Genomic DNA, 24,798 nt, shown 5'->3' with positions numbered 1-24,798 from the left:
CGCCTGCCTGACCAGGGAGGGGACGCCGAGACTGAGAGCGTGCCCGAGGAGAAGAGCTGCCGAATTTCACTCCGGAGCAGTCGCTTGAACGCCGACGACGCTGAGCAGCGTTGGCCAGTAGAGCGGACCGGCAGCGGCCCGTTACGCCGTTCGAGCGGGAATTCCGGCTTGACGCCGCTGCCTAATCGGCAGGCTGTCGTCAGCAAGTTTCCAATTAGGGTGGTACCACGGTCCTTTCGTCCCTTTTACGGGGAGGAAGGGCCTTTTTTTGTCGGTTCGCAAGGACGAGCCGGCCGATAGACCAAGCGATAAAGGAGAGAGGCATCATGAAGGAACGGTTGGAGGCGCTGCGCGTCGAAGCGTTGGCGCAGCTGCAGGAGGTGGCCGATGCCGGCCGCTTGAACGACCTGCGCGTGCATTATTTGGGCAAAAAAGGGCCAGCTCACGGAGATTCTCCGCGGCATGGGCGGACTCAGCGCCGAGGAGCGTCCGGTGATCGGGCAGGTCGCCAACGACGTGCGCGCGGCTATCGAGGAAGTGCTCGCCGACAAGCAAGCCGCCTTCGACCGCGCCGAGACGGAGCGGAGGCTGGCCGCGGAGACGATCGACGTCACCCTGCCGGGCAGGACCGTCGCGACCGGCAGCGTCCACCCGCTGACCAAGGTTACGCAGGAGATCGAAGATATTTTCCTCGGCATGGGCTACACGATCGCGGAAGGCCCCGAAGTCGAGACCGACTACTTCAACTTCGAGGCGCTGAACCTGCCGAAGGACCATCCGGCGCGGGACATGCAGGATTCCTTCTACATTACGGACGAGATCCTGCTGCGCACGCACACCTCTCCGGTCCAGATCCGCGCGATGAAAAACGCGGACGGCGCGACGCCGCTCAAGGTCATCTGCCCGGGCCGCGTCTACCGCCGGGACGACGACGACGCGACGCACTCGTTCATGTTCCACCAGATCGAAGGTTTGGTCGTCGGCCCCGACATCCGCATGAGCGACCTGAAGGGCACGCTGCTCCAATTCGTTCAGGCGATGTACGGCCCGCAAGTTCAAATTCGCCTTCGTCCGAGCTTCTTCCCGTTCACCGAGCCGAGCGCCGAGGTCGACGTCACCTGCACGCAGTGCGGCGGTCAAGGCTGCCGGATGTGCAAGCAATCGGGCTGGATCGAGATCCTCGGCTGCGGCATGGTGCACCCGAAGGTGCTCGAGCACGGCGGCTTCGACCCCGAGCAGGTGTCCGGCTTCGCCTTCGGCATGGGCGTCGAGCGCATCGCCCTGCTGAAGTACGACATCGACGATATTCGTCACTTCTACAACAACGATCTGCGGTTCCTCGGGCAATTCGCCCGCATGTGACGGCTGCGGCCGGTATCTTAGCGAAGGTGGAAAAGAAAGGAGCGGTATAACGCGTGAACGTATCCTATCAATGGTTAAGCGAATATATCGATCTCGGCGGCACCAGTCCGCAAGAGCTCGCCGATCTGCTCACGAGGGGCGGCATCGAAATCGACGGGGTCGTTTCCCGCAACGCGGGGGTCACCAAGACGGTCGTCGGGTATGTATTGGAAAAGGAAAAGCACCCGGACGCGGATAAGCTGAACGTGTGCAAAATCGATGCCGGCACGGGCGAGACGCTGCAGATCGTCTGCGGCGCGCCCAACGTAGCCGCCGGGCAAAAAGTGCCCGTCGCGCTCGTGGGCGCGAAGCTGCCGGGCGACCTGCAGATCAAGCGCGCCAAGCTGCGCGGGGTTGAATCGCAGGGCATGATCTGCTCCGCGCGGGAGCTCGGCATCAACGACAAGCTGCTCCCCAAGGAGCTGCAGGAGGGCATCCTCGTGCTGCCCGCCGACACGGCGGTGGGCACGGATATCGCCGACCTGCTCGGCTTGAACGATTCGGTGCTGGAGCTCGATCTGACGCCGAACCGTTCGGACTGCCTGAGCTTGCTGGGCGTCGCCTATGAGACCGCCGCGCTGACCGGCCGGCCGCTCGCGCTGCCGGAGCCGGAGAAGGCGCTGTATCCGGCGGCCGACAAGACCGCGGACGCGATCGCGGTCGCCATCGAATCGGCAGAGGCTTGCAGCCACTACGCGATGCGCGTCGTGAAAGGCGTCAAGATCGGACCGTCCCCGCTTTGGCTGCAGAACCGTTTGATCGCCGCCGGCATCCGGCCGATCAGCAACGTCGTCGACGTCACCAACTTCGTCATGCTGGAGTACGGCCAGCCGCTGCACGCGTTCGATGCGGCCAAGGTCAAGGGCGCCGTCCGCGTTCGTTTCGCCCGCGAAGGCGAGACGCTGGTCACGCTCGACGGCCAGGCGCGCAAGCTTGAGCCCCACATGCCGGTCATCGCCGACGACGAGCGCGCCATTGCGCTGGCCGGCGTCATGGGCGGTCTCGATTCCGAAGTGACGGCGGACACGGTCGATATCCTGCTGGAATCCGCCCGGTTCGCTGGCGCGCCGGTTCGCAAAACCTCGCGTCAGCTGGGCCTGCGGTCCGAGGCTTCGGCGCGCTTCGAGAAAGGCGTCGATCCGGAACGTGTGCGCGGCGCGCTGGACCGCGCGGCTTCGCTGATCGCGCAGACGGCGGGCGGACTAGTCACCGACGGCGTCGCCGAGGTGCGCCTCGCAACGCCTGAGCCCGCGGTTATCGAGCTGTCTCTCGAGCGGATCAACAAGATGCTCGGCACTTCGCTTTCTACGCTCGAGGTCAAGACGATCTGGTCGCGCCTCCAGTTCGCGGCCGAGCCGGCGGGCGAAGGCGCCTGGCGTCTGACCGTGCCGTCGCGCCGCGGCGATATTACGCGCGCGGTGGACCTGATCGAGGAAGTCGCGCGGCTGAACGGTTACGACCGTATCCCGACGACCCGCATCGAAGGGCCGACGACGACGGGGGCGCTCACGAAATCCCAGTCAATCCGCAGGGAGTTGCGTAAGCTGCTGTCCGAAGCCGGGCTTAGCGAGGCCGTGACCTATTCGGTCACCTCCGCAAGCCGGGCCGCGCTGTTCCCGGATCTGTCCGGTGCCGCGGAAGGCATGCGCCCGATCGGCCTGGCGATGCCGATGAGCGAGGAGCGCAGCGCCCTGCGCGCGACGCTGCTGCCGAATCTGCTCGAGGCCGCTTCTTACAACAAGTCTCGCCGCAACGCGAGCGCCGCGTTGTTCGAGATCGCGAGCGTGTATCATTCCGCCGAAGAAAAGTTGACGACCCTGCCTGCGGAGCACCCGCGGCTGGCCTTCCTGCTGACAGGCAATCGCCTGGGCGCAGGCTGGAACCAAGCGGCGGCGGCGTACGACTTCTACGATGCGAAGGGCATCGTCGAAAAGCTGCTGACGCGACTCGGCCTGACCGGCGCCGTTCGCTTCGAGCAGGCGCAGCCCGCGGACTTCCATCCGGGCCGCACGGCGGCGTTGAAGCTCGCGACCGCAACCGGCGAAGTCGCGATCGGCTACGTCGGCCAGCTTCATCCGGAGCTTCAGCGCGAGTTCGACCTGGGCGACGCCTATGCCGCAGAGATCGAATTGAAGCCGCTCTACGAAGCGGCTGACGCCCGCATCGTCTACGGCACTTTGCCGCGCTTCCCGTCCGCTGAGCGGGACCTGGCCGTCGTCGTCGACGGATCGGTGCCGGGAGCGTCCCTGGTAGAGGCCGCGCAGCAAGCCGCGGGCGAGTGGCTCGAGTCCGTCCGCGTGTTCGACGTCTACGCGGGCGAGCGTCTCGGCGCAGGCAAAAAGAGCGTGGCGCTCTCGCTCGTTTATCGACATCCGGACCGTACGCTGAACGATGAAGAGATCGCCGAAGCGCAGCAGTCCGTCGTTTCGCGACTGGAACAATCTTTCAGCGCGGAGCTTCGCAAATAAGCAGGAAACGGCGCAAAGCGCAGCGAATACATCAGAACGCGAAAAGCGGGCTGAGCGACGTTCGCTGCGATTTTGCTTAAGTTGGAACGTGGGAGGAATAACCGTGAATGCTGACGACAAGACACGCGTAACGGTTGACATATACGGCACGCAGTACACATTGACCGGACACACCAGCAGCGACTACATGAAGCGGGTGGCGATGCTCGTCAGCGATCAGATGCACAAGATCGCGAGCGGCTCCCCGCGGCTCGACCTCGCGAGGCTCGGCGTGCTCGCTTCGGTCAACATGGCGGACGAGCTCATGCGCATCCGCCGGGAAAACGAGCGGCTCCTCCACGAGGAAGTAGAACGCAAACGGCTGTCGGCGGAGATTGAGACGCTGCTGGCCGATTGGGATAAACACAAGGCGGAGAGCGCGGCGGCATTGGAAGCGGCGGAGCGGGATTTCGCCGAGCGGCAAGCCGAATTCAAGCGGCAAGCCGAACAATCCGTCGCCGAAGCGTCGGCCAAGGCAGACGAGGAGCGCGAGCGGCTGCGCAGCGTTCATCAGGCCGAGCTCGACCGGATCATGGCCGACCACGCGGCCGAAGCCGAGCTGTATGCCGAAGATGCCGAAGCGCTTCGGGCGGCGCATGCGGCGGAGCTCGAGCGAAGGACGTCGGGCCATGAGGCAGAGCTTGCGGGCTTGAAGTCCGAGCAGCGCGCCGAGCTCGAACGTCTTCAGGCTGCGCAGGCGTCGGAGCTTGAACGTATTCGATCGGCGCATGCGGAAGAAATGAATCAAGCGACCGCCGCGCTGCGCGTGGAGCTGGACGACGCGGCCGAGAGACACGCGACCGAGCTTGAAAGCGTCGTCTCCGCGCACGGCGCGGAGCTTGAGCGGATCTTGGCCGATCACGCGGCCGAAGCCGAGCTCTACGCCGAGGAAAATGAAGCGCTCAAACGGGCGCATGCCTCGGCGACGGACGAGCTCAAAGCCGCGCACGCGGCGGAGCTGGCGCGGATCCGGTCCGCGCAGGAAGCGGACCGCGAGCGGGTTCAGGCGATGTACGAGGCCGAGCTGCGCGACGAGCGCGCCGCCCGCGCCGAAGCGCTCGAATCCGCAAGCGCGGCCCACGCCGCGGAGCTCGAGGCGCTGAAGGACGGACATGAGCAGACGCTGGCCGAGCGGGCCGGGCGGCACGACGAAGAGCTTCGTACGATGCGGCAAGGCTATGAGGACGAGCTGGCGCTGCTGCTGGAGGGCAAGCAGGAAGAATTGCAGCGGTTGACGCTGACGCTCGAGACGGCGCTGCGGGAGCGGGAGGAGATCCGCGCCCGCATGCAGGACGCCTTGGACGCGTCGCTCGCCGAGGGCGAGGACCGCGTGAGCGCGCTCCGGGAGATCCATGCGGCCGAGCTGGCCGGGCTCGAAGCGCGTCAGGCAGAGGAGCGGGAGCGGGCCGAGGCGGCTCGCGCATCCGAGCTCGCGGCGCTGAAGGCCGCTCACTTGGCGGACCTGGAGCGGCTCGGCGCGGGACACCGGTCGGAGCTCGAGGAGCTCCGCTTGGAGCTGGAGCTCGAGCGCGAAGCCCGCGAGACGGAGGGCGCCGCGGCCGGCGCGAAGCTGGCCGAAGCGCTGGATAGCGCGGCGGCGGAGCGGGAATCCGCAATCGCCAAGTTGCGCGCCGCGCACGCGGAAGAGCTCGAGCGCGCGCTGGGTCAGAGCCGCGGAGAAGCGGAGCGCCTGCGCGCCGCCCATCAGGCGGAGCTGGACGCGCTGCAGCGCGAGAGCCTTGACGCGCTTGAAGCGGTCAAGGGCGAGAGCCGGGACGCGCTGGAGGCGGCGAAGGCCGAGCTCGGCGGCGAGCTCGAAGCCGCCAGGGCGACGGTAGAGCGCCTGCATGCGCAGCTGGCCGAGCAGATGTCCGCGGCCAGGCAGGCCGTGGCGGCGGCGGAAGCGAACTTCGACGAAGAGCGCCGCGCGATGACGGAACGTCTTGATGCCGCCAGGCAGGATGCCGATGCGGCCATGCAGGAGGCGGATGCCGCGAAGCAAGAGGCGGACGCCGCCATGCTGCGGATCGATGCAGAAGCGCGGAACTTCGCGGAGGAGCGCAGGCAGCTCGCCGCGCAGGCGGAACGGCAGCTTGCGGATGCCGCGGCGCTGCTGGAAGAGCGTCTGCGCGAGGCCGCCGAAGAGGCAGAGCGGCGTATCGCACAAACGAAGGCGGAGGCCGCGTCCGAACTTGAGGCTGCGCGCAAGGAAACCGCGGCGCCGCTCGAAGCCGAGCTGATTAAAGCTAGGCAAGCCGCGGACGATGCGGGGCTGGAGCTGGAGCTGCTGCGCGAGGAGCGCGACGAAGAGCTGGCGCGTTTGCGCGCGGCGCAGTCCGAAGAGCTGGCGAAGCTTCGAGATGCGCATGCCGAGGAGCTGGCGCGTCTTGGGGCCGAACGCGCGGATGCGCTGAAGGAAGCCGCGGCGGCGCTCGAAGCCCAGCTCGCCGAGGCGCGGCAGGCAGCGGACGACGCCCGTCTGGAGCTGGAGCTGCAGCGCGAGGAGAACGACGAAGAACTGGCGCGTCTGCGCGCGGCGCAGGCCGACGAGCTGGCGAAGCTCCGCGATGCGCATGCCGGGGAGCTGTCGCGGCTTGCGGCCGAACGCGAGGCTGCGCTCAAGGAAGCCGCGGCGCCGCTCGAAGCCGAGCTGGCCGAAGCGAAGCGCGCTGCGGACGACGCGCGTCTGGAGCTGGAGCTTCAGCGCGAAGAGAGCGGCGAGTCGCTGACGCGCCTGCGCGATGCGCAAGCCGAAGAGCTGGCCGGACTCCGCAACGCCCAATCGGAAGAGCTGTCCGGTCTCCGGGACGCGCAGGCAGAAGAACTGTCGCGACTGCGCGCCGCGCAGGACGAAGCGCTGCGACGGGCGACGGCCGAGGCTGAGGCAAGCGCGGCCTCCGGGCGCGAAGCGCTCCAGGAAGAGCTTCGCGTGACGCAGGAGCTGTACGAGGCCGAGCTGAAGCAGGCGCTCGGCGGTCGGGACGCTGCGCTGGCGGCCGCCGAGACGGCGCGCGCCGAGAACGAACAAGCGCAAGCGCGCTGGTCGGAGCGGGAGCGCGAATGGCAATCGCAGCTTGCGAAGCTCGAAGCCGAGACGGAAGCGCTGCGCGCCGCCGCGGAGCAGCGCCTTCAGGCGGCGGCCGCTCAGGAAGCGGCGCTGATCGAGGCGGAAAAGGCGGCTTCCGAGCGATTGCGCGACGAAGCCGATGCCCGCGAAGCCGCCGAGCGCGAAGCGAACCGGCTCAAGGAGCTGGCGGACGAGCTTGCCGAGCGCGAGCAGAGCGCGGCCGAAGCGATCCGGCAGCTCCAGCGGCGGGCCGAAGAGGCGGCGCGGGAGCGAGATGCCGCTACCGAGCGCCTAGAGTCGCTCGAGGGCAAGCTCCGCCAAGCGGCGGGCGAGCAGCAGCGCGAACGCGAATCGCTGCTTCGCGTAGAGGAAGAGCTCAGATCCGCCCGCGAGGAGGCGGCGGCGGCCGTCGCGCTGCAAGCCGAACGCGACGCCCTCGCGCGGCAGCTGCAGGCAGCCGGCGAAGCCGCCCCCAACCCGGTCGACGCGGAAGAAGCGGAGCGGGTGGCGCAGGAGCTGGATCGCGTCCGCAGCGAGCACGAGGCGCTGAAGATCGAGTACAACAAGCTGCAGATCGAGTACAACGAGTGGATCGACATGCTCGAAGAGCACACCTGAAGGCCGCAATAGGCCCGACGGTATGTGCGTTCAACAAAAAAATCGCCCTTCCGAACGGATCAGATCCGGTCGGAAGGGCGATTCCTTTATCTCGTTTATTCAACGATCAGCTTGGCCTTCATCGACAAATGCCCTTGCCCGCACACGACGCTGCATTTGATCGTGTAGGTGCCGGCGGCCAGCGTCGCAACCTTGGATTTTTTGCCGTTGCTCAGCTTGACGCCCCCCTTTTCGATCTCGACGCCGTGCGCGCCCTGCTCGTTCTCGAGCGTATACCGGATCGGCGTATCCTTCGGCACCTTGTACTCGGCTTGGTCGAACTGCCAATTGGTGGCCCGAATGATCAGGTCCTGCGACGCGGCGGCCGTCTCTTGCTCCGCAGCGCCGTGGTTCTTGCCTCCGCAAGCGGCGAGCGCGCCCGTGAGCGCGAGCGCGACCAACGCGGCGGCTATTTTTTTTGCGCATATGTATTCCCCCCGTCCCATGATCGCCGGGTATGAGCGTGTCATGCCCAGACTTTACTATTTTAGCATATCCTGCAGTGAGGATAAAAAAAGGAAAGAAGCCAGCTTCGCGACAAGCGGGGCGATAAACGCAAAAACCTCGCGGCTCCGATACCGGAGGCTGCGAGGCTTTGGGGCAGACATCTTTGCGGACTGCTGTCAATCGTGGCGCTTGCCGGCTTTGTACGGGTTGCCGATCGGGATGAACAAGTCGATGATCCCGATGACTAACGCCGCGAGCAGCGCGCCCAGAATCGAGGCGGAGACGCCGCTGACGACGAACTGCGCGAGCCAGATGACGAGCGCGCTGCATAGGAAGCCGACGATGCCGCGTCCGAACGGAGTTACGTTTTTGCCGAAAATCGCCTCGATAATCCAACCGAGCACGGCGATCACCAGCGCGAGCATGAGGGCGCTCCAGAAGCCGCCGACCGTGAAATGCGGAACCAGGTATCCGACGATCATCAGCACGATCGCGGAGACGATAAAGCGTACGACATGGCCTAGAAAATGCATGGCTTGATTACCTCCCGTTGTGGGCTGTCGTCCGGCGGTACCGCCGGCATTAAAGGTATTGTATCCAGTTTGATCGCCGGTTATAACGAGCCGTAATGCAAGCGCAGCCGCCATCGGATATAATGGGAGGCGAGAGGAGTTGGCGCAACGCCGTGAACGACAAGGCGCTATATACATTGGAATACCATAAAATCAGCGAGCGGCTGCGCGAGCTAGGGGAGACTTCGCTCGGCAAGGAGCAAGCGGCGCTCAACCGTCCTTCTTCCGATCTGAGGGAAGTGAACAGGCGGCTCGATACGACGGCCGAAGCCGTGCGCGCGATGGACGTCAAGGGCGCGCCGCCGTTCGGCGGCATTACCGACGTTCGCCCCGCGCTCGGGCGCGCGAAGCTCGGGGCCATGCTGCTTCCGTCGGAGCTGATCGACATCGCGCAGTTCATCATGGGCTCGAGGCGCATCCGCAAATACGTGGGCGCCGTATCCGAAGAAGCGGACATCCCGCTGCTCGAGGATCTGTGCGAGCCGCTCATCGACGCCAAGCAGCAGGAGGACGAGATTCGCCGCTGCATCGACGAGCAGGGCGACGTGCTGGATGCCGCGAGCGCCGAATTGGCCGCGATCCGCAGGGAGATCCGCACGAACGAAGGCCGCGCCAGGGAAAAGCTCGAGGGCATGATCCGTTCGTCTTCGGTACAGAAGATGCTGCAGGACGCGCTCATCACGATGCGCGGAGACCGGTACGTCATTCCGGTCAAGGCCGAGTACCGGTCTCATTTCGGCGGCATCGTGCACGATCAGTCGGGCAGCGGCGCGACGTTGTTCATCGAACCGGAGGCGGTCCTTCAGATCAACAACAAGCTCCGCGAGCTCAAGCTGCGCGAGACGCGCGAGATCGAACGCATCCTGCGGCAGCTGTCCGAGAGCGTCGGCGTGAAGGCGGAGCTGCTGATCGGCGACGCCGAGGCGCTCGGCTACATCGATTCGATCTTCGCGCGGGCGAAGCTGGCCGACCGGATGCAGGCGACCAAGCCGCAAATGAACGGCGAAGGCCGCTTGCGGCTCAAGCGTGCCCGGCATCCGCTGATCGATCCCAAAAAGGTCGTGCCGACCGATATCGAGCTGGACGATACGCACTCGGCGATCATCGTCACCGGTCCGAATACGGGCGGCAAGACCGTGTCGCTCAAGACGGTCGGCCTGCTCAGCTTGATGGCCATGTCCGGCTTGTTCGTGCCCGCCGACGAGGGCACGATCCTGTGCGTCTTCGACGGCATTTATGCCGATATCGGCGACGAACAGAGCATCGAGCAAAGCCTGAGCACATTTTCCAGCCATATGACGAATCTGATCGGCATGCTGGGCCAGGTGACGAGCCGCAGCCTCGTTCTGCTCGACGAGCTCGGCGCAGGCACCGATCCCGCGGAGGGCTCGGCGCTCGCGATCGCCATCCTCGAGCATCTGCACCGCTTGCGCTGCCGGCTGCTCGCCACGACCCACTACAGCGAGCTGAAGGCTTACGCGTACAATCGCGAGGGCATCATGAACGCCAGCATGGAGTTCGACGTGGCGACGCTGAGTCCCACCTACCGGCTCCTCGTCGGCGTACCGGGCCGAAGCAACGCCTTCGCGATCGCGGAGCGGCTCGGCTTGCCCCGGTCGATCATCGACCGCGCGCGCGGCGAGGTGTCGGACGACGAGCTCAAGGTCGATACGATGATCGCTTCGCTCGAGCGGGACCGCCGGACGGCCGAGTCCGACCGCCAGCTGGCGGAGCGGATCAAGCGCGAGGCCGAAGAGCTGCGCCTGAAGCTCGAGGAAGACCGCGCGAAGCTTCAGGATCAGCGCGTCAAGCTGCTCGAAGACGCGCGCGAGGAAGCCCGGCTTCAAGTGGCGAAGGCCCGGCGCGAAGCCGAGGAGATCATCGCCGGCCTGCGCAAGCTCGCGCTCGAAGAAGCGGCGAGCGTCAAGGAGCACAAGCTCATCGAAGCCCGCCGCAGACTGGATGACGCCGTTCCTGCGCCGGTCGAGAAGCCGCGTCCGGCCGCATCCAAGAGCGCGAAGCTCGGGCCTGGCGATGAGGTTAAGGTTTACAGCCTGGGCGGACAAAAGGGGCATATCGTCGAGCTGGCGGGCAGCGATGCGTTCGTACAGCTCGGCATCATGAAGATGAAGGTGCCGCTGGCCGATCTCGAGCCGGTCAAAGCGCCGAAGGACGCGGCGGCCAAAAGGACGCAGCCGGTCGCTGCCGGCGCGACCGTGAAGCGGGCGGCCTCGGACCAGATCCGGACGGAGCTCGACCTTAGAGGCGCCACGCTCGACGAGGCGATCATCGAGACGGACCGCTTCCTCGACGAATCGTTCCTTTCGAATCTCCACCAGGTGTACATCATCCATGGCAAGGGGACGGGCGCGCTGCGAACGGGCATCCAGGAGTTCCTGCGCAGGCACAAGCATGTGAAAAGCTACAGGCTCGGCAATTATGGCGAGGGCGGCGCCGGCGTTACGGTGGCGGAGCTGAACTAGCGTTAGGAGCGTTCCGCATGAATGAGCCCAGTTCGATCGACCGGCTGCTGTCCCATCCGGCGGTCGCGATCCCGGCGTATTTTTCCGTCGGCATCCTGATGTTGATCATATGCCTGTATTGCTTCGAGCGGGTGACCAAGTACGAATGCTGGCAGGAAATCCGCAAAGGCAACGTCGCGGTCGCCATGGCGACCGGCGGCAAAATATTCGGCATCTGCAACATTTTCCGGTTTTCCATTCAGTCCAAAGACAGCATTTACGAGAGCATGCTGTGGGCGGGCGGCGGATTTTTGCTCCTGCTCGCGGCTTACCTGCTGTTCGAGTTCGTCACTCCGGTATTCCGGATCGACGAGGAGATCGGCAAGGACAATCGCGCGGTGGGTCTGATCTCCCTGCTGCTGTCCGTATCGCTGTCCTATATTATCGGCGCGGCGGTGACGCTGGATTGACGGCGGCCGCCGCAGGAGGTTTCGTATGAAGTATTTATGGGGAACGCTGTTCGCGCTTGCGGCCCTTTTCTTTATTCTTGGCGTCGTTTATATGATGAGGGAGGGTTAAGCCTTGGCTGCCAACGTGATCATTTGCCCTTGGTGTCAATCCGAGATTATTCAGGAGCCGGGGGGAAGAACCGGACAAGTACTGTCCCGTCTGCGACAACGAGCTTAGCGGCTACCGTACGCTCCGCTTCGGCCTGGGAGACGAGGAGCCGGCAGAGGACGAGGAAGAAGCGGAGGACGACGCGCTTTACGGGCGTCAAGGTCTTGGCGACCTGCCGGAGGATCTGGAAGGGCTCGGACTGGACGGCGACGACGATTTGCGCGGCAAGGACGAAGCGCTGCTCCGATACGAGGACACGGTCGAGGCGATTCTGGACGAGCAGGAGTTCGTGCCGGAATGTCCGCAGTGCCGGGAATACATGGTCGAGACGGGGCGGCAGGTCGTGCAGGCTGCTTCGTTCGCGCCAAAGCGGCCGGAGCGGCTGCGCGGCGGTGCGATTATCGAGGCTCCTTTTTCAATGACGCTGTATATGTGCCCTTCGTGCTTCACGATGGAGTACGCGCTGTCCGAGGAGGACCGCAGCCGCATCGGAGACCGTTTGAGCCGGGATCCCGAAGCCGACCGAAAGTGAGACGACGCGCATGAAAAAACTGGTGTATCAAAGCGTAACGGAACTGATCGGCGATACGCCGGCCGTTCGGCTGAACCGATTGACCGGACCCGGCGACGCGGAGGTGCTCGTCAAGCTCGAGCGCTTCAATCCGAGCGGCAGCGTCAAAGACCGTGCGGCGAGCTCCTTGATCGAAGATGCCGAAGCGAGGGGGCTGATCGGTCCCGGCTCGCTCATCGTCGAGCCGACGAGCGGCAACACGGGCATCGGCTTGGCCATGAACGCGGCGGCCAAAGGCTACAGGCTCATCCTCGTCATGCCGGACAATATGTCCAAGGAACGAATCGACTTGCTGAAGGCTTACGGCGCCGAGGTCGTGCTGACGCCTGCGTCCCAGCGTATGCCGGGGGCGATTCGGGAAGCGCAGTCGATCGCGGCGGGCACGCCTGGCAGCTTTATGCCGAACCAATTCGACAACGCCGCCAATCCCGACGTTCACCGCAGAACGACGGCGCTGGAGATTCTGGAGCAGACGGACGGGCGCCTGGACGCGTTCGTGGCCACGGCGGGCACGGGCGGCACGATTACCGGGACGGGGGAGGTACTGAAGGCCAAGCTGCCGAACCTGCACGTGACCGTCGTCGAGCCGGCGGGATCCCCCGTCTTGTCTGGCGGCGTACCCGGTCCGCACAAGCTCGTCGGCACGAGTCCCGGGTTCGTCCCGTCCATCCTGAACACGAACGTCTACGACGAGATCGTACAGGTGACGGACGAGGACGCGATCGGGACGATGAAGCGGCTGGCGCGCGAGGAAGGAATATTGGCAGGACCCTCGTCCGGGGCGTCGGTATGGGCCGCGCTCCAGCTGGCCCGCAAGCTTGGCAAAGGCAAGCGGGTGCTTTGCATCGCGCCGGATACGGGCGAGCGGTATCTATCGATGGATTTGTTTTAGAGGGCTGTTCGCCCAAAAGTTAACATTTTCTTTGCCAGAGGCTCTGTGGAGAGCCTCTTTTTCTTTTGTTGTGCCGCGAACCCGCGATGTAACGCCCGACAGCGCCACATAATGCCGATTGGTGCCTCAAATTGCTATGTAACGCCGTCATGCCGATCGGCACTGCCGTTTGCTTGATTTGACGCAAGTTTTCGTGCGAGGTCGCCCCAATAAGGGGATAATCGCCGCAGGTTGGACGCATACTATGCCCGATTGTCCAATTACAGGAGGGATCGTCATGCTTCAACCGATCACCGGCAAGGAACTCGAGTACATCGCGGATTCGATGTCCAACGAGGACCTGCTCATCAAGCAATGCACGGCCGCGTCCGCTTCATGCTCGAACCAGCAAATCAAGCAGGTGCTCGACCATCAGGCGCAGGTGCACACGCAGCACTACCAGACGCTGATGTCGCTGCTCCAGCAGCATCAGCCGCTCGCTCCGGCGCAGCCCCAAGCCTAATCTCGCATCCGAAAGGGAGGCCACACTTTTATGGCGCCAGCAAACCAATTTTTGCCTGACGAAGACTTGGCATATACCGTGCTCGCGGATCTAAAACGCGTGACGCGCGAATACGCGACGGCGGCTACCGAATCGGTCTGTCCGACGGTTCGCCAGCAATTCACGCAGCTGTTGAACGTGACGCTGCAGATGCAGGGCGAATTGTTCAACGCGATGCAATCGGCTAACATGTACAACGCCTCTTCGCCTACGCTGAAGCAGGAGATCGACAAAAACCTGAAGACGTATCAGGACACCCAAACGAAGACGCAGCAATTCGTGCAGCAAATCAAGCAGAGCGCGATGCCCGCTTGGCAGCAGCCGCAGCAAACCGCGCAACAGCAAATGCAGCAGCACTGAGCTTCAGCAGCGCTGAGCACGAAGCGAGCCCAGGCATCCTCCTCCCCCCGGACGGCAGTATCCGGCGGGAGTTTTTTTTGTAGGCGGACGAATTTGAATTTTCTTTTCACGGGACCTGTATTTGATGTAATATGAGAGGTATTCAGGAGGGATCCCCATGAACGAATTTAAGTTGAAGATTCTGGATCTGCTCAAGGAAGACGCGAGATTGTCCGCTTCGACCATCGCTACGATGCTTGGGGCGGACGAAGCCGACGTGTCTGCCGCCATCGCGGAGATGGAGCGGGACCATGTGATCGTGAAGTACGCGACGGTCGTCAATTGGAGCAAGGTGGACGACGAGAAAGTAACGGCGCTGATCCAAGTCGAGTGCACGCCGGAGCGCGGCCGCGGCTTCGAGAGCATCGCCGAGCGCATTTATCTGTATCCCGAGGTGAAGTCGGTATACTTGATGTCAGGCGCGTACGACTTGCAGGTGGAGATCGAAGGCAAGACGCTCAAAGAAGTCGCGTCGTTCGTCTCCAACAAGCTCTCGACCATCGAATCCGTTATCGCGACCAAGACCTTTTTCATTCTCAAAAAATATAAACAGGACGGTATCATCTTCGAGGAATTCGAGGACGATCAACGCCTGCTCGTCTCGCCTTGACGCGATAAGGGAGCGAGTATTTCGAAAAGGACGGTTGTCCAATGATTACGAACCAACAGACGCGCGGCAAGGCTTCAACCGGGGGAATGGATCGTTATTTGTCCGCCGGCGCGCGCGCCATTCCGCCGTCCGGCATCCGCAGGTTTTTCGATCTGGTGAGCGCCAGCAAGGACAGCAGCATCATCTCGCTAGGCGTGGGCGAGCCGGACTTCGTGACGCCGTGGCACATTCGCGACGCAGCGGTCTATTCGCTTGAAAAAGGCAAGACGCAGTATACGTCCAATGCGGGCATGCTCGAGCTGCGCGAAGAGATCGCCGGCTATTTGAGCAAGCAGTTCCATATGCAATACGAGCCTGAAAACGAAATCATCGTCACGATCGGCGGTAGCGAAGCGATCGACCTTGCGATCCGCGCGCTCGTCGAGCCCGGAGACGAAGTGCTGATCCCGGAGCCCAGCTACGTCCCGTACAATCCGATCACGTCGCTCGGCGGCGGCGTTCCCGTCGGCATCGAGACTTTCGCCAAGGACGGCTTCCGGCTGACGGAGGAGAGCCTGCGCGCCGCGATCACGCCGCGTTCCAAGCTGCTGATCCTCTCTTACCCGAGCAATCCGACCGGCGCGATCATGAGCTACGAGGATATGCTGCCGATCGCGAGGCTCGTCGAGGAGCACGATCTGATCGTCGTCTCCGACGAGATCTATGCCGAGCTGACCTATGGCTCGAAGCACGTTAGCTTCGCTTCGTTGCCCGGCATGAAGGACCGCACGATACTGGTGAGCGGCTTTTCCAAAGCGTTCGCCATGACCGGCTGGCGGATGGGCTACGCCTGCGGACATCCCGAATTGATCGGCGCGATGCTGAAGATCCACCAGTATACCGTCATGTGCGCACCGATCATGGGCCAGGTCGCCGCGCTCGAAGCGCTCAAGAACGGCATGGACGAGATGTACCGCATGGTCGAGTCTTACAACCAGAGAAGAAGGCTCGTCGTTCAGGGCTTCCGCGAGATCGGCCTGGACTGCCACGAGCCGCAAGGCGCGTTTTACGTGTTCCCGTCGATCGAATCGACCGGCTTGTCGTCCGAGGAGTTTTCCATGCGGCTGGTGAGGGACGCAAAGGTAGCCGCCGTGCCCGGACACGTATTCGGCACCGGGGGCGAGGGCTTCATTCGCTGTTCCTATGCCTCCTCCGTCGCGCAGTTGACCGAGGCGCTGGAGCGCATCGCGCAATTCGTTCAGCAGCTTAAATAGCGGAAATGGAAAAAGGATGTTATTTTTTTCTAAAGTTCTGCTATAATTACCCTTGTTTTGCAGACTTGCCCGTAGCTGCGGAGAGGGGGATAACGATGGCGACAGTAAGCAATCATTCTTTGGACCCGGCTCAGCCCGCTCCATGGGTATCGGCCAGGAATGCCTACAGTGAAGTCGGCGCGCCTCCCTCTTATAACGACCGAAGCCTCATCGAAGAAATCGATCTGCTAAGGCGCCGCATGGCGGAGACTTTCTTGCGGGAGGACTCTTTCACCGCGGAGCCCGTCATGGAGATCAGCCGGATGCTTGACGTGAAGATCAACGAATATATGAGACTCAGCTATCTTGCCCGTTAAGTCCGGAGCTTCGCTCCGGACTTTTTTATTTTGCCTTGCGATTGATCCGCTCCATGCTTTTTCAAGTCAACCAGGGAATGTGCTATATTTAATCTAGATATTTTGCGCCTGGGAGGTGACGGGAGATGCTCCTGTTGGTAACCGGCGGCACGGGATCGGGCAAATCGGCCTATGCCAGGCTGTTGGCGGAATCGCTGGGACGGGAGGCGATCGGCTTCACTTGTCCCGCGTGGCCGGTCCTTGGCGTCTGTGAGAGCGACGACACGGGCGCCGCTTCCGTTGAGCCTGCCGCGAGCGCGTTCGCGGGCGCGAAGCATGCGCCGGGTCGTCGCGGGTTCGCGTGGACCCAGCTGCCGGCGGACGGCGCCTGCGCGCAGGCGCTGACCCGCGTCAATCTGGACTCGAATCCGTATCGGGCCGAACGAAGGGCGCTGGTGCTCGACAGCCTGTCGGGCTGGCTCCGGCACCGGGTGCTAGAAGCCCGTGCGGGCGAAGGGGACGAACGACAGGCGGCAGCCGAAGCGGGCAAGCTGCTCGGCGCGCTGCTGGAGTTCGAGGGCGTCGTCATCGTCGTGACCGAGGAAGCGGCCGCCGGATTGGTCGCGGATCCGCGCGAGCGAACCTATATCAAGCTGCTGGCCGAATCCAACCGGAGACTGGCCGCGGCATCGCATACGATCTATCGTCTGTCGTTCGGGATCGCCGAAGCGATCCGCGGCGAACGGATCTGACTCGGGAGGCATGGCCATGAAGCTATATACGAGAACCGGCGACAAAGGCACGACTTCGGTCATCGGCGGCAAGGTGAACAAGGACGACGAGCGCGTGGAAGCGTTCGGTACGATCGACGAGCTGGGCGCGTTCGTCGGCCAAGCCGCGGCGACCGCGAGGACGGGCACGGTAGCGAATGCCGTTACCGAGGCGACGGAAGGACTCCGCGCGTTCGAAGCCCGGCTGCTCGAGGAGCTGACCGTCATCCAGCATGAGCTGTTCGACTGCGGTTCGGACCTTTCTTATGCTGCGCCTCAACCGGAGCAGCTGAAGGTCAAGTCGGAGCTGGCGGAGCGGCTCGAAGCTTGGATCGACAGCCACGAGGCGGGCAATCCGCCGATCGCGAGGTTCATATTGTCGGGCGGGACGGCGACCGCGGCGGCGCTGCACGTCTGCCGCACCGTCTGTCGCAGGGCGGAACGCGCAGTCGTAACCTTAGCGGCCACGGGCAGGCCATGTCCGCCCGAAGTCGCGAAGTATCTCAACCGGCTGTCGGATTACTTTTTTGCGGCGGCGCGCGCCGCCAATGCCAAGGCGGGCGTGCAGGACGTCGAATACGAGAGGGGCGCGGCGGTTTTCCGCCGCATCGGCAAGGAGCTATAGCATCGATGGAATGGGAACGAACGGAAGGCTATTACAAACCCCTCGTCCACGTCGCCGACGAGCGTGACGAAGGCCGCATGCTGCGCGACGTGCTGCGCAGCCGGGTCGGCATCTCGCGGCGGCTGTGGACGAAGCTGAAGGCATCGGAGGAAGGCGTGACCGTCAACGGGAACGCGGTATTTTCCAGCTTTATTTTATCGGCGGGCGATATCGTGGCGCTGCGCATGGCGGAGGAGTCCTCGGACGACATATTGCCGCAGCCGATGGCGCTCGACATCGTGCACGAGGATGACGACCTGCTCGTGCTGAACAAGCCTGCGGGCGTCATCGTTCACCCGACGACCGGCCACTACGCGAACACGCTGGCGAACGGCGTCGTGCATTACTGGCGGGAGCGCGGCGAGCGCTGCCGGTTCCGTCCGGTCAACCGTCTGGACGAGGACACGTCCGGCCTGGTGATCGTCGCCAAGCACCCGTACGCGCAGCAGCAGCTGTCCGCCCAGATGACGGCCGGCACGGTGCTCAAGCAATACCGCGCATACGCCTATGGCCGCCCGCCCGCCGACGAAGGCGAAGTGAACGCGCCGATCGGCCGCGTGCCCGAAGACCCGCACAGGCGGGCCGTCCGGGAGGACGGTCAGCCTTCGCTTACGTATTATTCATTGTCCGAGGCGTACCCGTGCGGCGCGAGCGCGCTGGACATCCGGCTCGGCACGGGGCGGACGCACCAGATCCGCGTGCATATGGGCGCGGTCGGATGCCCGCTTGTCGGAGACGCTTACTACGCCGATCCGGCATGGATGCGCACGCCGCTCGCAGCCGCGCTCTCCGGCGCGATCGGCAGACAGGCGCTGCATGCGGCGCAGCTCGCGTTCCGTCATCCGGTGACCGGCGCGGAGACGAAGCTCGAAGCGCCGCTCCCCGCGGACCTGCGCGAGCTGGAGCGCGTCCTGCGAGAGCTCCCGCCGCGCCTGGACGTCCAATGAGCACGCATCTATCGAATCTGGAGGATACGCAGCGATGCCTAAAAAGTTGACCGTGTACCAATATCCGTCCTGCGACACTTGCCGCAAAGCGATCAAGACGCTGCAGGCCGAGGGACATGAACTGGAATTGATTCATATCAAGGAATCTCCGCCGTCCGTGCAGGAGCTTCGCAAGCTTGTCGCGGACAGCGGCCTGGCGATCGGCAAGTGGTTCAATACCGCCGGCGACGCATACCGGTCGCAGGGCCTGAAGGATCGCATGGCGCAGCTGTCCGACGACGAGAAGCTCGAGCTGCTCGCCGGCAACGGCATGCTCATCAAGCGTCCGGTCGTCTCCGACGGACGGAAGGCCACCGTCGGTTATCGCGAGGAGGAACTGAAGCGTGTCTATGCCGAATGACGGCCGGGAGCCGGATGGGACGCATGACGAAGAGAAGAAGCCGGCGGGCGGCCGGACGGAAGCGCTGACGGATCCGGGCATTTCGCCGGGCGCGGACTTGCCGCCGCCCAGGCCGATCGATCCGAACGCGCCGCCGGTCCCGCCGTCGCATGGCGGCGAGGCGCAGAGTTCGGCGCCGGAAGATGAGGGAGGCAAGCGCAAAGGAAACGGCGGTTCCTGGGCGTTCGGCGCCGTGCTCGCTTTTTTGCTGGGCAAGGGCAAGGCCGCGCTGCTGCTGTTCCTGAAGTTCGGCAAGCCGCTGATCTCGATGGCGATCACGGTCGGCGCGTATGCCATCCTTTATCCATGGTCGTTCGCGATCGGGTTCGTGGCGCTCATCTTCGTTCACGAGATGGGGCATGTGTGGGTTGCGAAGCGAAAAGGATTGCCGGTTTCGGCGCCGATGTTCATTCCGTTTCTGGGCGCTGGAGTCATGATGAAGCGCAATCCGAAGGACGCCGCGACTGAGGCAGATATTGCGCTTGGCGGGCCTTATTTAGGGGCTGCAGCCGCATTCGTTTGTTACGCCATCGGCGTCTATACGGACAGCGGCGTGTGGCATATGCTGGCTTATGTCGGCTTCTTTATCAATCTGTTAAATCTCGTGCCGATGCGTCCGCTTGACGGCGGCAAGATCGCGTCGGCTATGAACCGCTGGATCTGGCTGGCGGGCGTCGTGATCGGTCCGTTCGTCATCTGGTATACGCACAGCGTTATTTTCGTCCTGATCTGGGTTTGGTTCCTGTTCTCGACGTATCGGCAGTTCAAGGCGAAGAAGGGCGAAGGGCCGATTCACATCGCCGAAGGCGTCTATCAAGCCAAGGCGGATCCCGCCCTGCCGGATTGGTATTACCGCGGTTCCAGCCATTTGCGCGAACTGCCGTATACGGCCTACTGCAAGCTGGACGGCCAGCACGTGGTCGAGTTCGAATGGGAGGCGCTATCGTTCAGAGGAGAGCTGCCGATCGACCAGGCGATCCTCGTCCGGCGCGTCTATGCGCATCAGCTGGAAGGACCGGACAGCGAGCAGAACTTGACCTTGAAGGTGCGGGTCGAAGGCAACGTGTACGAGCCGGACAATTATTACGAAGTGAAGAGCCGAGATAGATGGCGGATCGGCAGCTTGTATGTCGGCCTTATTATGATATTGGTCTACATGATGTGGGTCATCCAAGAAGCAGGCTGGACGAACCCGGCACAATAGCGCTGCCGGGTTCGAGCGCGCATGGGAAGGAAGCTGTAAACGATGAATCGGCAAGCTTGGAGATCGGATCGGCTGGACCGTCTGGGTTCGGCTATATTTTCGGAGGTGGCGGGTTGGAAGGCGGCGGCCCGATCGGCGGGCTTGGACGTCATTCAGCTGGATATCGGCAGTCCCGACAGGCCGCCCGCCATGAGTATTCGCGAGCGGCTGGCCGAGGCCAGCCTGAGGCCCGAGCTTTACCGCTATCCCGGCACGGACGGCAGTGCCGCTTTTCGCCTGAAGGTCGCGGAATGGTTCAAGCACCGGTTCGGCGTCGCGCTCGACCCCGAGCGTGAGGTCCTCTCGCTTATGGGAACGCAGGACGGTCTGGCCCACTTGGCGCTGGCCGTCACGAATCCCGGGGATGCGGCGCTGCTGCCCGATCCGGGGTACCCCGTCTACCAGGCAGGCCTGGCCGTTGCCGGCGTGGAAACCGTGCCGCTGCCGCTGACGGAAGAGCGCGGCTACCTGCCCGACTTCGACGCCGTCCCGGACGGCGTCTGGGACAAGATCAAGTTCATGCTGCTCAGCTATCCGAGCAATCCGACGGCCGCGGTCGCGGACCTGTCGTTCTTCGAGGAAGCGGTCGCCGTGGCGAAGCGCCGAGGCGTTCTGCTCGTGCACGACAACGCCTACAGCGAGATGGCCTACGACGGCTTCAAGCCGCCGAGCGTGCTGGAGGTGCCCGGGGCGAAGGAGATCGCGATCGAGTTTCACTCGCTGTCCAAGTCGTTCCATCTGGCCGGCGCGCGCATCGGCTTCGCGGTCGGCAATCCCGAGGTGCTGGACAGCCTCCGCGCGCTGAAGAACAATATCGACTTCGGCGTGTTCCTCGCCGTGCAGGAAGCGGCGATCGAAGCGCTCGAGCTGGACCTGACATGGCCGGATCCCGTCGCGCCCGAGTACGAGTGGCGCCGGGACGCCTTCATCGCCGCGATGAACGAGGCGGGCTGGGCGATTCCCGCGCCGCGCGGATCGATGTTCGCCTGGGCGCCCGTGCCCGTCGGCTGGAGCTCCCGCGCGCTGGCGAAGCAGATGCTGGAGCACGCCGGCGTAGCGGTCATTCCAGGCAACGCGTTCGGCGCGCTCGGCGAAGGCTACGTGCGCTTCGCGCTCGTCGAGCCGGAGGAGCGGCTGCGCGAGGCGGCGGCGCGCATCGGGCGGTTTTTGCGGGAGCATGCTCCGTCCGAAGCTCGCTGATCCGAAGGCGTCCGCTGGATAAAAAAGGTGCCGGGACCAATCCGCGCGTTATGCTATAATAGGACGATAGTCCATACGCGCGAGGGTGAGAGATTGATGAACGGCAACGGTCAACGAGTGCTTCTGGTCGACGGCATGGCGATCTTATTCAGAGCCTACTTCGCGACCTCCTATACCGGCTACATCCGCAAGACGAAGGCCGGACTGCCGACCAACGCGGTCCATGGCTTTATTCAATATTTTTTCGACGCGATCAAGACTTTCCGTCCGACGCACGTCGTGTGCTGCTGGGACATGGGGAGCTCGACGTTCAGGACCGAGCAGTTCGGCGCCTACAAGGGCAACAGGCCGGAGCCGCCGCTGGAGCTGATCCCGCAGTTCGATCTGGTTAAGGAAGTCGTCGCGGAGATGGGCGTGGTAAACGTCGGCATGCGCGGCTTCGAGGCGGACGACTGCATCGGCACGCTCGCTTCGGCGCTTAGCGCGGATGCCGAGGTATACGTGCTCACCGGCGATCATGATCTGCTGCAGCTCGTATCGGATCGCGTGAAGGTCGTCATCATGAAAAAAGGCAAGCTGAATTACGCGGTATACGACTTGGAGACGCTGATGAGCGAAAGGCAGCTGACGCCGGAGCAGATCGTCGATCTGAAGGCGTTCATGGGGGATACGAGCGACAACTATCCCGGCGTGCCGGGCATCGGCGAGAAGACGGCGCACAAGCTGCTGCTCGAGTACCGGTCCGTCGAAGGCGTGCTGGAGAACCTCGACAAGCTGGCCAAGGGCGTACGCGCCAAGATCGAGGCAAATCTGGAGCTGCTGCATCTGTCGCGCGAACTGGCGAAGATTCGCCTGGACGCGCCGATCGTCTGCACGCTTGACGAATGCGTGTTGGAAATCAGGCAGGAAGCGGCGGCGCGTAAGTTCGCGGAGCTGGAGTTCGGCGGCCTATACAAGCTGCTGGGCGCAGCCGAATTGCTGGGCCGGGCCGAGGCTGCTGCGGCAATTGAAGATCCGTTCGCCGAGCCGGAGGTCCTCCAGGCCGAGCTGACGTTCGCCGATGCGGACGGAAAACTTGCATAGCGTGCGACAAAACCGCCGGGACGCGTGTCCCGGCGATTTTTTTATCGGGAGAATGAAGGCAGGCCGGCGTTCTTGCGATCTGTTGCGATCGCCGCGCTTAAGCCGTCGCCATACTCGATTTTAGACTACAGGGGTTCTCAGTGGTCGTCGTCCGTATCCCCGAGCGGATCCTCGCCGGGATAACCTCGGGGAAGGTCTTCGTGCAGCGCGATGTTCTCGAAGCCCGAATGCGTATCCTGATCGATGCGCCAAGGCTTGGAACGGCCCAGCTTCAGATTCGTGACGAGAGCGGCGCCGTAAGGTCCTTCCGGGAATTCCTCCAGAAATAAATCGTTGCGGGCAGACTCCACGGTGCTCAGATCTGTTGTGGTCCGGCGGTCTTCAGAGAGGAAGCGGGACATGGAAAAAGCCCTCCTTTAATAAGGATGGGCTTATTGTGCGTTCAAGATGGGCAGTTCATACATGAGGAATGGTCGCAAGGTCAGTCCGTAAAATGAACCTCGCCCAGGACCAGCGCCAAAAACTGGGACAGCTCGGTTGCAGCTTCTTCCTCTAAGCGGAAGACGGACGCGATGACGCCTTCTTCCTCGAGATCGTCGTAAGCGAGCGCGCCGCTTCGGCCGGACTGCATGTCGATGACGAGCTTTTTGCCATAAAAGCGGTTTGTCGTCACGATCGCCAAGTCGAAGCGGTTCAATCCGGGAGATATAAAGGTCACGAATCGCGTGGAAGTTTGCTCGGTACTGTCCGAAAGAAAATCGAAGTCTGTCAATTCCATACGGGGGACTCCCTTCCTTTTTATGCGTAAGGCGGATTTTGATGAAGAAATTGCGGGCTGACGATGCGATCTTCATAGCTCTTGTGGAATACGGAAGTAGCGGATGGGGACATGGGCGGGATCAGCCAGGACCAGCGGCCGGTGACGTCTCTGCCGGCTTTTTCTTCATTGCGCTCGAAAACGCTGAACTGCTGCGCGGCCGTATGGTGATCGACGATCGTCACGCCGGCAAGCCGGTAGGAGTGAAGCACCGCGGCGTTAAGCTCGACCAGCGCCCGATCCTTCCAGAGCGACGCATTTGAAGACGTGTCCAGACCAAGATTAGCCGCTACCCGGGGCAGCAAATTGTACCTGGCCTCGTCGCCAAGATTGCGCGAGCCGATCTCCGTGCCCATATACCAGCCGTTAAAAGGTGCCGCAGGGTATCGGATCCCCCCGATCTCGAGCAGCATGTCGGAAATGACGGGAACGGCGTACCATTTGGCGGAAAAGCCGGCGAACACATCCCGCTCCGGGTGGCTGAGAGGAACCTCCAGCGCGTGCGTACGCGGAATTTCGAACAAGCGCGGCGGCTTGCCGCCATGCTGGACGACGAGCGGCAGCAGATCGAACGGCGTACCTTCGCCGCGCCAGCCGAGCCGTTCGCAGATCCGGGTAAACCCGACCGAAGCGGGGTCGCCCACAACGCCTGCCGTACTCTCGTAGCCTGCGTACCGCAGCAGTTGGTGATTCCAAATCCGAAAAGTATCGCGGCCATCTCCGGCCTGCGGCAGAATCGTAATCGCAGGCCGGATTTCCCCGCCGTTTGTAGCGAACGCGAGATGCCGCAGCAGTGCGTCGAACACCGCTTGCTCGCTGGCTGCCCCGCGTTCGTCGAACACATGCATCCGGTTCCAGAACAATCTCCCGATGCAGCGGTTGGCATTGCGCCACGCCATTTTTGCGCCGTGCGTCAACTCTTCGGGGGTATGGCTGTATGTGCCCGTCGCCGCAATCTCGGCAAGTACTTCACGACGTCTGGCGGCGGCAGCGGCTTCCTCCATTCCGGTTTCCTCCGCAACGCGCGCCAGGAAAAGCTTGGCCTCGGATTGAGTCGAATGTTCGCCAATTTCGGCTGAAGTCGTACTTTGCATCGACATCGGCTCTCCTTCGCGGCCATGTTGGCAAGATGTTGAGTTTACCTTAACATATCGGTTCTGACCCGGCAAAAGTCGATCCTGTGAATATCGTTCAATGAGGCTCTTGTCAAAATGGCCCATTTTTGATACGCTGTAGAAGAACAGGTCGAACGGACGAGGAAGCACCTCTATCGCCAAGCGCGGGACGAGGTGCTTTCTTTTTT

The 24,798-nt window shown here is 63.2% G+C and carries 24 protein-coding genes and 1 pseudogene; 19 read left to right on the top strand and 6 right to left on the bottom strand.

Annotation, left to right across the window (positions count from 1 at the left end; all coding sequences use genetic code 11):
* The first annotated feature begins 326 nt into the window (after positions 1–326).
* The 3 genes and pseudogenes from pheS (at position 327) to zapA (ending at position 7,593) form a co-directional block, all read left to right on the top strand.
* Positions 327–1,362, top strand: a pseudogene (gene pheS, locus OMP38_RS05805) (phenylalanine--tRNA ligase subunit alpha).
* Positions 1,363–1,415: 53 nt separating this feature from the next.
* Positions 1,416–3,869, top strand: coding sequence for a phenylalanine--tRNA ligase subunit beta (gene pheT / locus OMP38_RS05800; protein WP_277564250.1), 2,454 nt, complete (start codon positions 1,416–1,418; stop codon positions 3,867–3,869).
* A 103-nt stretch (positions 3,870–3,972) separates the two neighbouring features.
* On the top strand, positions 3,973–7,593 hold the full coding sequence (zapA, locus tag OMP38_RS05795; RefSeq protein WP_277564249.1) for a cell division protein ZapA: 3,621 nt from the start codon (positions 3,973–3,975) through the stop codon (positions 7,591–7,593).
* Between the two features lie 95 nt (positions 7,594–7,688).
* Here zapA and OMP38_RS05790 read toward each other — a convergent pair whose 3' ends face one another.
* Both OMP38_RS05790 and OMP38_RS05785 read right to left on the bottom strand, forming a co-directional pair.
* Positions 7,689–8,102 carry a cupredoxin domain-containing protein gene (locus OMP38_RS05790; RefSeq protein WP_277564248.1) on the bottom strand — a complete coding sequence of 138 codons (414 nt, stop codon included), beginning with the start codon at positions 8,100–8,102 and terminating at the stop codon, positions 7,689–7,691.
* Between the two features lie 153 nt (positions 8,103–8,255).
* Positions 8,256–8,612 carry a phage holin family protein gene (locus OMP38_RS05785; protein WP_090109809.1) on the bottom strand — a complete coding sequence of 119 codons (357 nt, stop codon included), beginning with the start codon at positions 8,610–8,612 and terminating at the stop codon, positions 8,256–8,258.
* 152 nt (positions 8,613–8,764) lie between these two features.
* Here OMP38_RS05785 and OMP38_RS05780 point away from each other — a divergent pair, with 152 nt between their 5' ends.
* Together OMP38_RS05780 and OMP38_RS05775 are read left to right on the top strand one after the other, a co-directional pair.
* Complete coding sequence (locus OMP38_RS05780; protein WP_277564247.1) at positions 8,765–11,134, top strand: endonuclease MutS2; 2,370 nt, start codon at positions 8,765–8,767, stop codon at positions 11,132–11,134.
* A gap of 17 nt (positions 11,135–11,151) precedes the next feature.
* Complete coding sequence (locus OMP38_RS05775; RefSeq protein ID WP_277564246.1) at positions 11,152–11,583, top strand: DUF350 domain-containing protein; 432 nt, start codon at positions 11,152–11,154, stop codon at positions 11,581–11,583.
* Positions 11,584–11,738: 155 nt separating this feature from the next.
* Here OMP38_RS05775 and OMP38_RS05770 read toward each other — a convergent pair whose 3' ends face one another.
* Positions 11,739–11,891: a hypothetical protein gene (locus tag OMP38_RS05770; protein ID WP_277564245.1), complete on the bottom strand. Its 153-nt coding sequence runs from the start codon at positions 11,889–11,891 to the stop codon at positions 11,739–11,741.
* Positions 11,892–11,948: 57 nt separating this feature from the next.
* On the opposite strand from OMP38_RS05770, the gene OMP38_RS05765 reads away from it, so the two are divergent.
* From OMP38_RS05765 to OMP38_RS05700, 14 genes are all read left to right on the top strand, one after another.
* Complete coding sequence (locus OMP38_RS05765) at positions 11,949–12,263, top strand: hypothetical protein (RefSeq protein ID WP_277564244.1); 315 nt, start codon at positions 11,949–11,951, stop codon at positions 12,261–12,263.
* 10 nt (positions 12,264–12,273) lie between these two features.
* Positions 12,274–13,194 carry a cysteine synthase A gene (gene cysK / locus OMP38_RS05760; RefSeq protein ID WP_277564243.1) on the top strand — a complete coding sequence of 307 codons (921 nt, stop codon included), beginning with the start codon at positions 12,274–12,276 and terminating at the stop codon, positions 13,192–13,194.
* A 277-nt stretch (positions 13,195–13,471) separates the two neighbouring features.
* On the top strand, positions 13,472–13,696 hold the full coding sequence (locus tag OMP38_RS05755; RefSeq protein ID WP_277564242.1) for a hypothetical protein: 225 nt from the start codon (positions 13,472–13,474) through the stop codon (positions 13,694–13,696).
* Positions 13,697–13,726: 30 nt separating this feature from the next.
* The gene (locus OMP38_RS05750; RefSeq protein WP_277564241.1) at positions 13,727–14,095 is read left to right on the top strand and encodes a spore coat protein; all 369 of its coding nucleotides are present in this window, start codon (positions 13,727–13,729) and stop codon (positions 14,093–14,095) included.
* Positions 14,096–14,252: 157 nt separating this feature from the next.
* Entirely contained in the window at positions 14,253–14,744 is a 492-nt protein-coding gene (locus tag OMP38_RS05745; protein WP_090109795.1) for an Lrp/AsnC family transcriptional regulator, read from the top strand.
* Positions 14,745–14,785: 41 nt separating this feature from the next.
* A complete protein-coding gene (locus OMP38_RS05740; RefSeq protein ID WP_277564240.1) occupies positions 14,786–15,997 on the top strand; it encodes an aminotransferase class I/II-fold pyridoxal phosphate-dependent enzyme in 1,212 nt (403 codons plus the stop codon).
* 95 nt (positions 15,998–16,092) lie between these two features.
* Positions 16,093–16,353, top strand: coding sequence for an aspartyl-phosphate phosphatase Spo0E family protein (locus OMP38_RS05735; RefSeq protein ID WP_277564239.1), 261 nt, complete (start codon positions 16,093–16,095; stop codon positions 16,351–16,353).
* A gap of 125 nt (positions 16,354–16,478) precedes the next feature.
* Positions 16,479–17,084, top strand: a complete 606-nt coding sequence (locus OMP38_RS05730) for a bifunctional adenosylcobinamide kinase/adenosylcobinamide-phosphate guanylyltransferase (protein ID WP_277564238.1) — start codon at positions 16,479–16,481, stop codon at positions 17,082–17,084.
* A gap of 16 nt (positions 17,085–17,100) precedes the next feature.
* Entirely contained in the window at positions 17,101–17,727 is a 627-nt protein-coding gene (locus tag OMP38_RS05725) for a cob(I)yrinic acid a,c-diamide adenosyltransferase (protein WP_277564237.1), read from the top strand.
* A gap of 5 nt (positions 17,728–17,732) precedes the next feature.
* Complete coding sequence (locus OMP38_RS05720) at positions 17,733–18,713, top strand: RluA family pseudouridine synthase (protein WP_277564236.1); 981 nt, start codon at positions 17,733–17,735, stop codon at positions 18,711–18,713.
* Between the two features lie 34 nt (positions 18,714–18,747).
* The gene (locus OMP38_RS05715) at positions 18,748–19,113 is read left to right on the top strand and encodes a Spx/MgsR family RNA polymerase-binding regulatory protein (protein WP_277564235.1); all 366 of its coding nucleotides are present in this window, start codon (positions 18,748–18,750) and stop codon (positions 19,111–19,113) included.
* Positions 19,103–20,356 (top strand): site-2 protease family protein, encoded by a 1,254-nt coding sequence (locus OMP38_RS05710; protein ID WP_277565183.1) that lies wholly within the window; start codon positions 19,103–19,105, stop codon positions 20,354–20,356. The genes OMP38_RS05715 and OMP38_RS05710 overlap by 11 nt, the downstream gene beginning before the upstream one ends.
* Positions 20,357–20,398: 42 nt before the next feature.
* Positions 20,399–21,595, top strand: a complete 1,197-nt coding sequence (locus OMP38_RS05705) for an aminotransferase class I/II-fold pyridoxal phosphate-dependent enzyme (RefSeq protein WP_277564234.1) — start codon at positions 20,399–20,401, stop codon at positions 21,593–21,595.
* A 96-nt stretch (positions 21,596–21,691) separates the two neighbouring features.
* Complete coding sequence (locus OMP38_RS05700; protein ID WP_277565182.1) at positions 21,692–22,678, top strand: 5'-3' exonuclease; 987 nt, start codon at positions 21,692–21,694, stop codon at positions 22,676–22,678.
* A 137-nt stretch (positions 22,679–22,815) separates the two neighbouring features.
* On the opposite strand, the gene OMP38_RS05695 is transcribed toward OMP38_RS05700, so the two are convergent.
* From OMP38_RS05695 to OMP38_RS05685, 3 genes are all read right to left on the bottom strand, one after another.
* Positions 22,816–23,079, bottom strand: coding sequence for a hypothetical protein (locus OMP38_RS05695; protein WP_277564233.1), 264 nt, complete (start codon positions 23,077–23,079; stop codon positions 22,816–22,818).
* 80 nt (positions 23,080–23,159) lie between these two features.
* Positions 23,160–23,456 (bottom strand): DUF3055 domain-containing protein, encoded by a 297-nt coding sequence (locus OMP38_RS05690; protein WP_277564232.1) that lies wholly within the window; start codon positions 23,454–23,456, stop codon positions 23,160–23,162.
* A gap of 20 nt (positions 23,457–23,476) precedes the next feature.
* On the bottom strand, positions 23,477–24,589 hold the full coding sequence (locus OMP38_RS05685; RefSeq protein ID WP_277564231.1) for a nitric oxide synthase oxygenase: 1,113 nt from the start codon (positions 24,587–24,589) through the stop codon (positions 23,477–23,479).
* Between the last annotated feature and the right edge of the window lie 209 nt (positions 24,590–24,798).

Origin of the sequence: Cohnella ginsengisoli, from assembly GCF_029525555.1 — a bacterium.
Lineage (GTDB): Bacteria > Bacillota > Bacilli > Paenibacillales > Paenibacillaceae > Cohnella > Cohnella ginsengisoli.
This window is presented reverse-complemented; position numbering and strand designations above follow the sequence as displayed.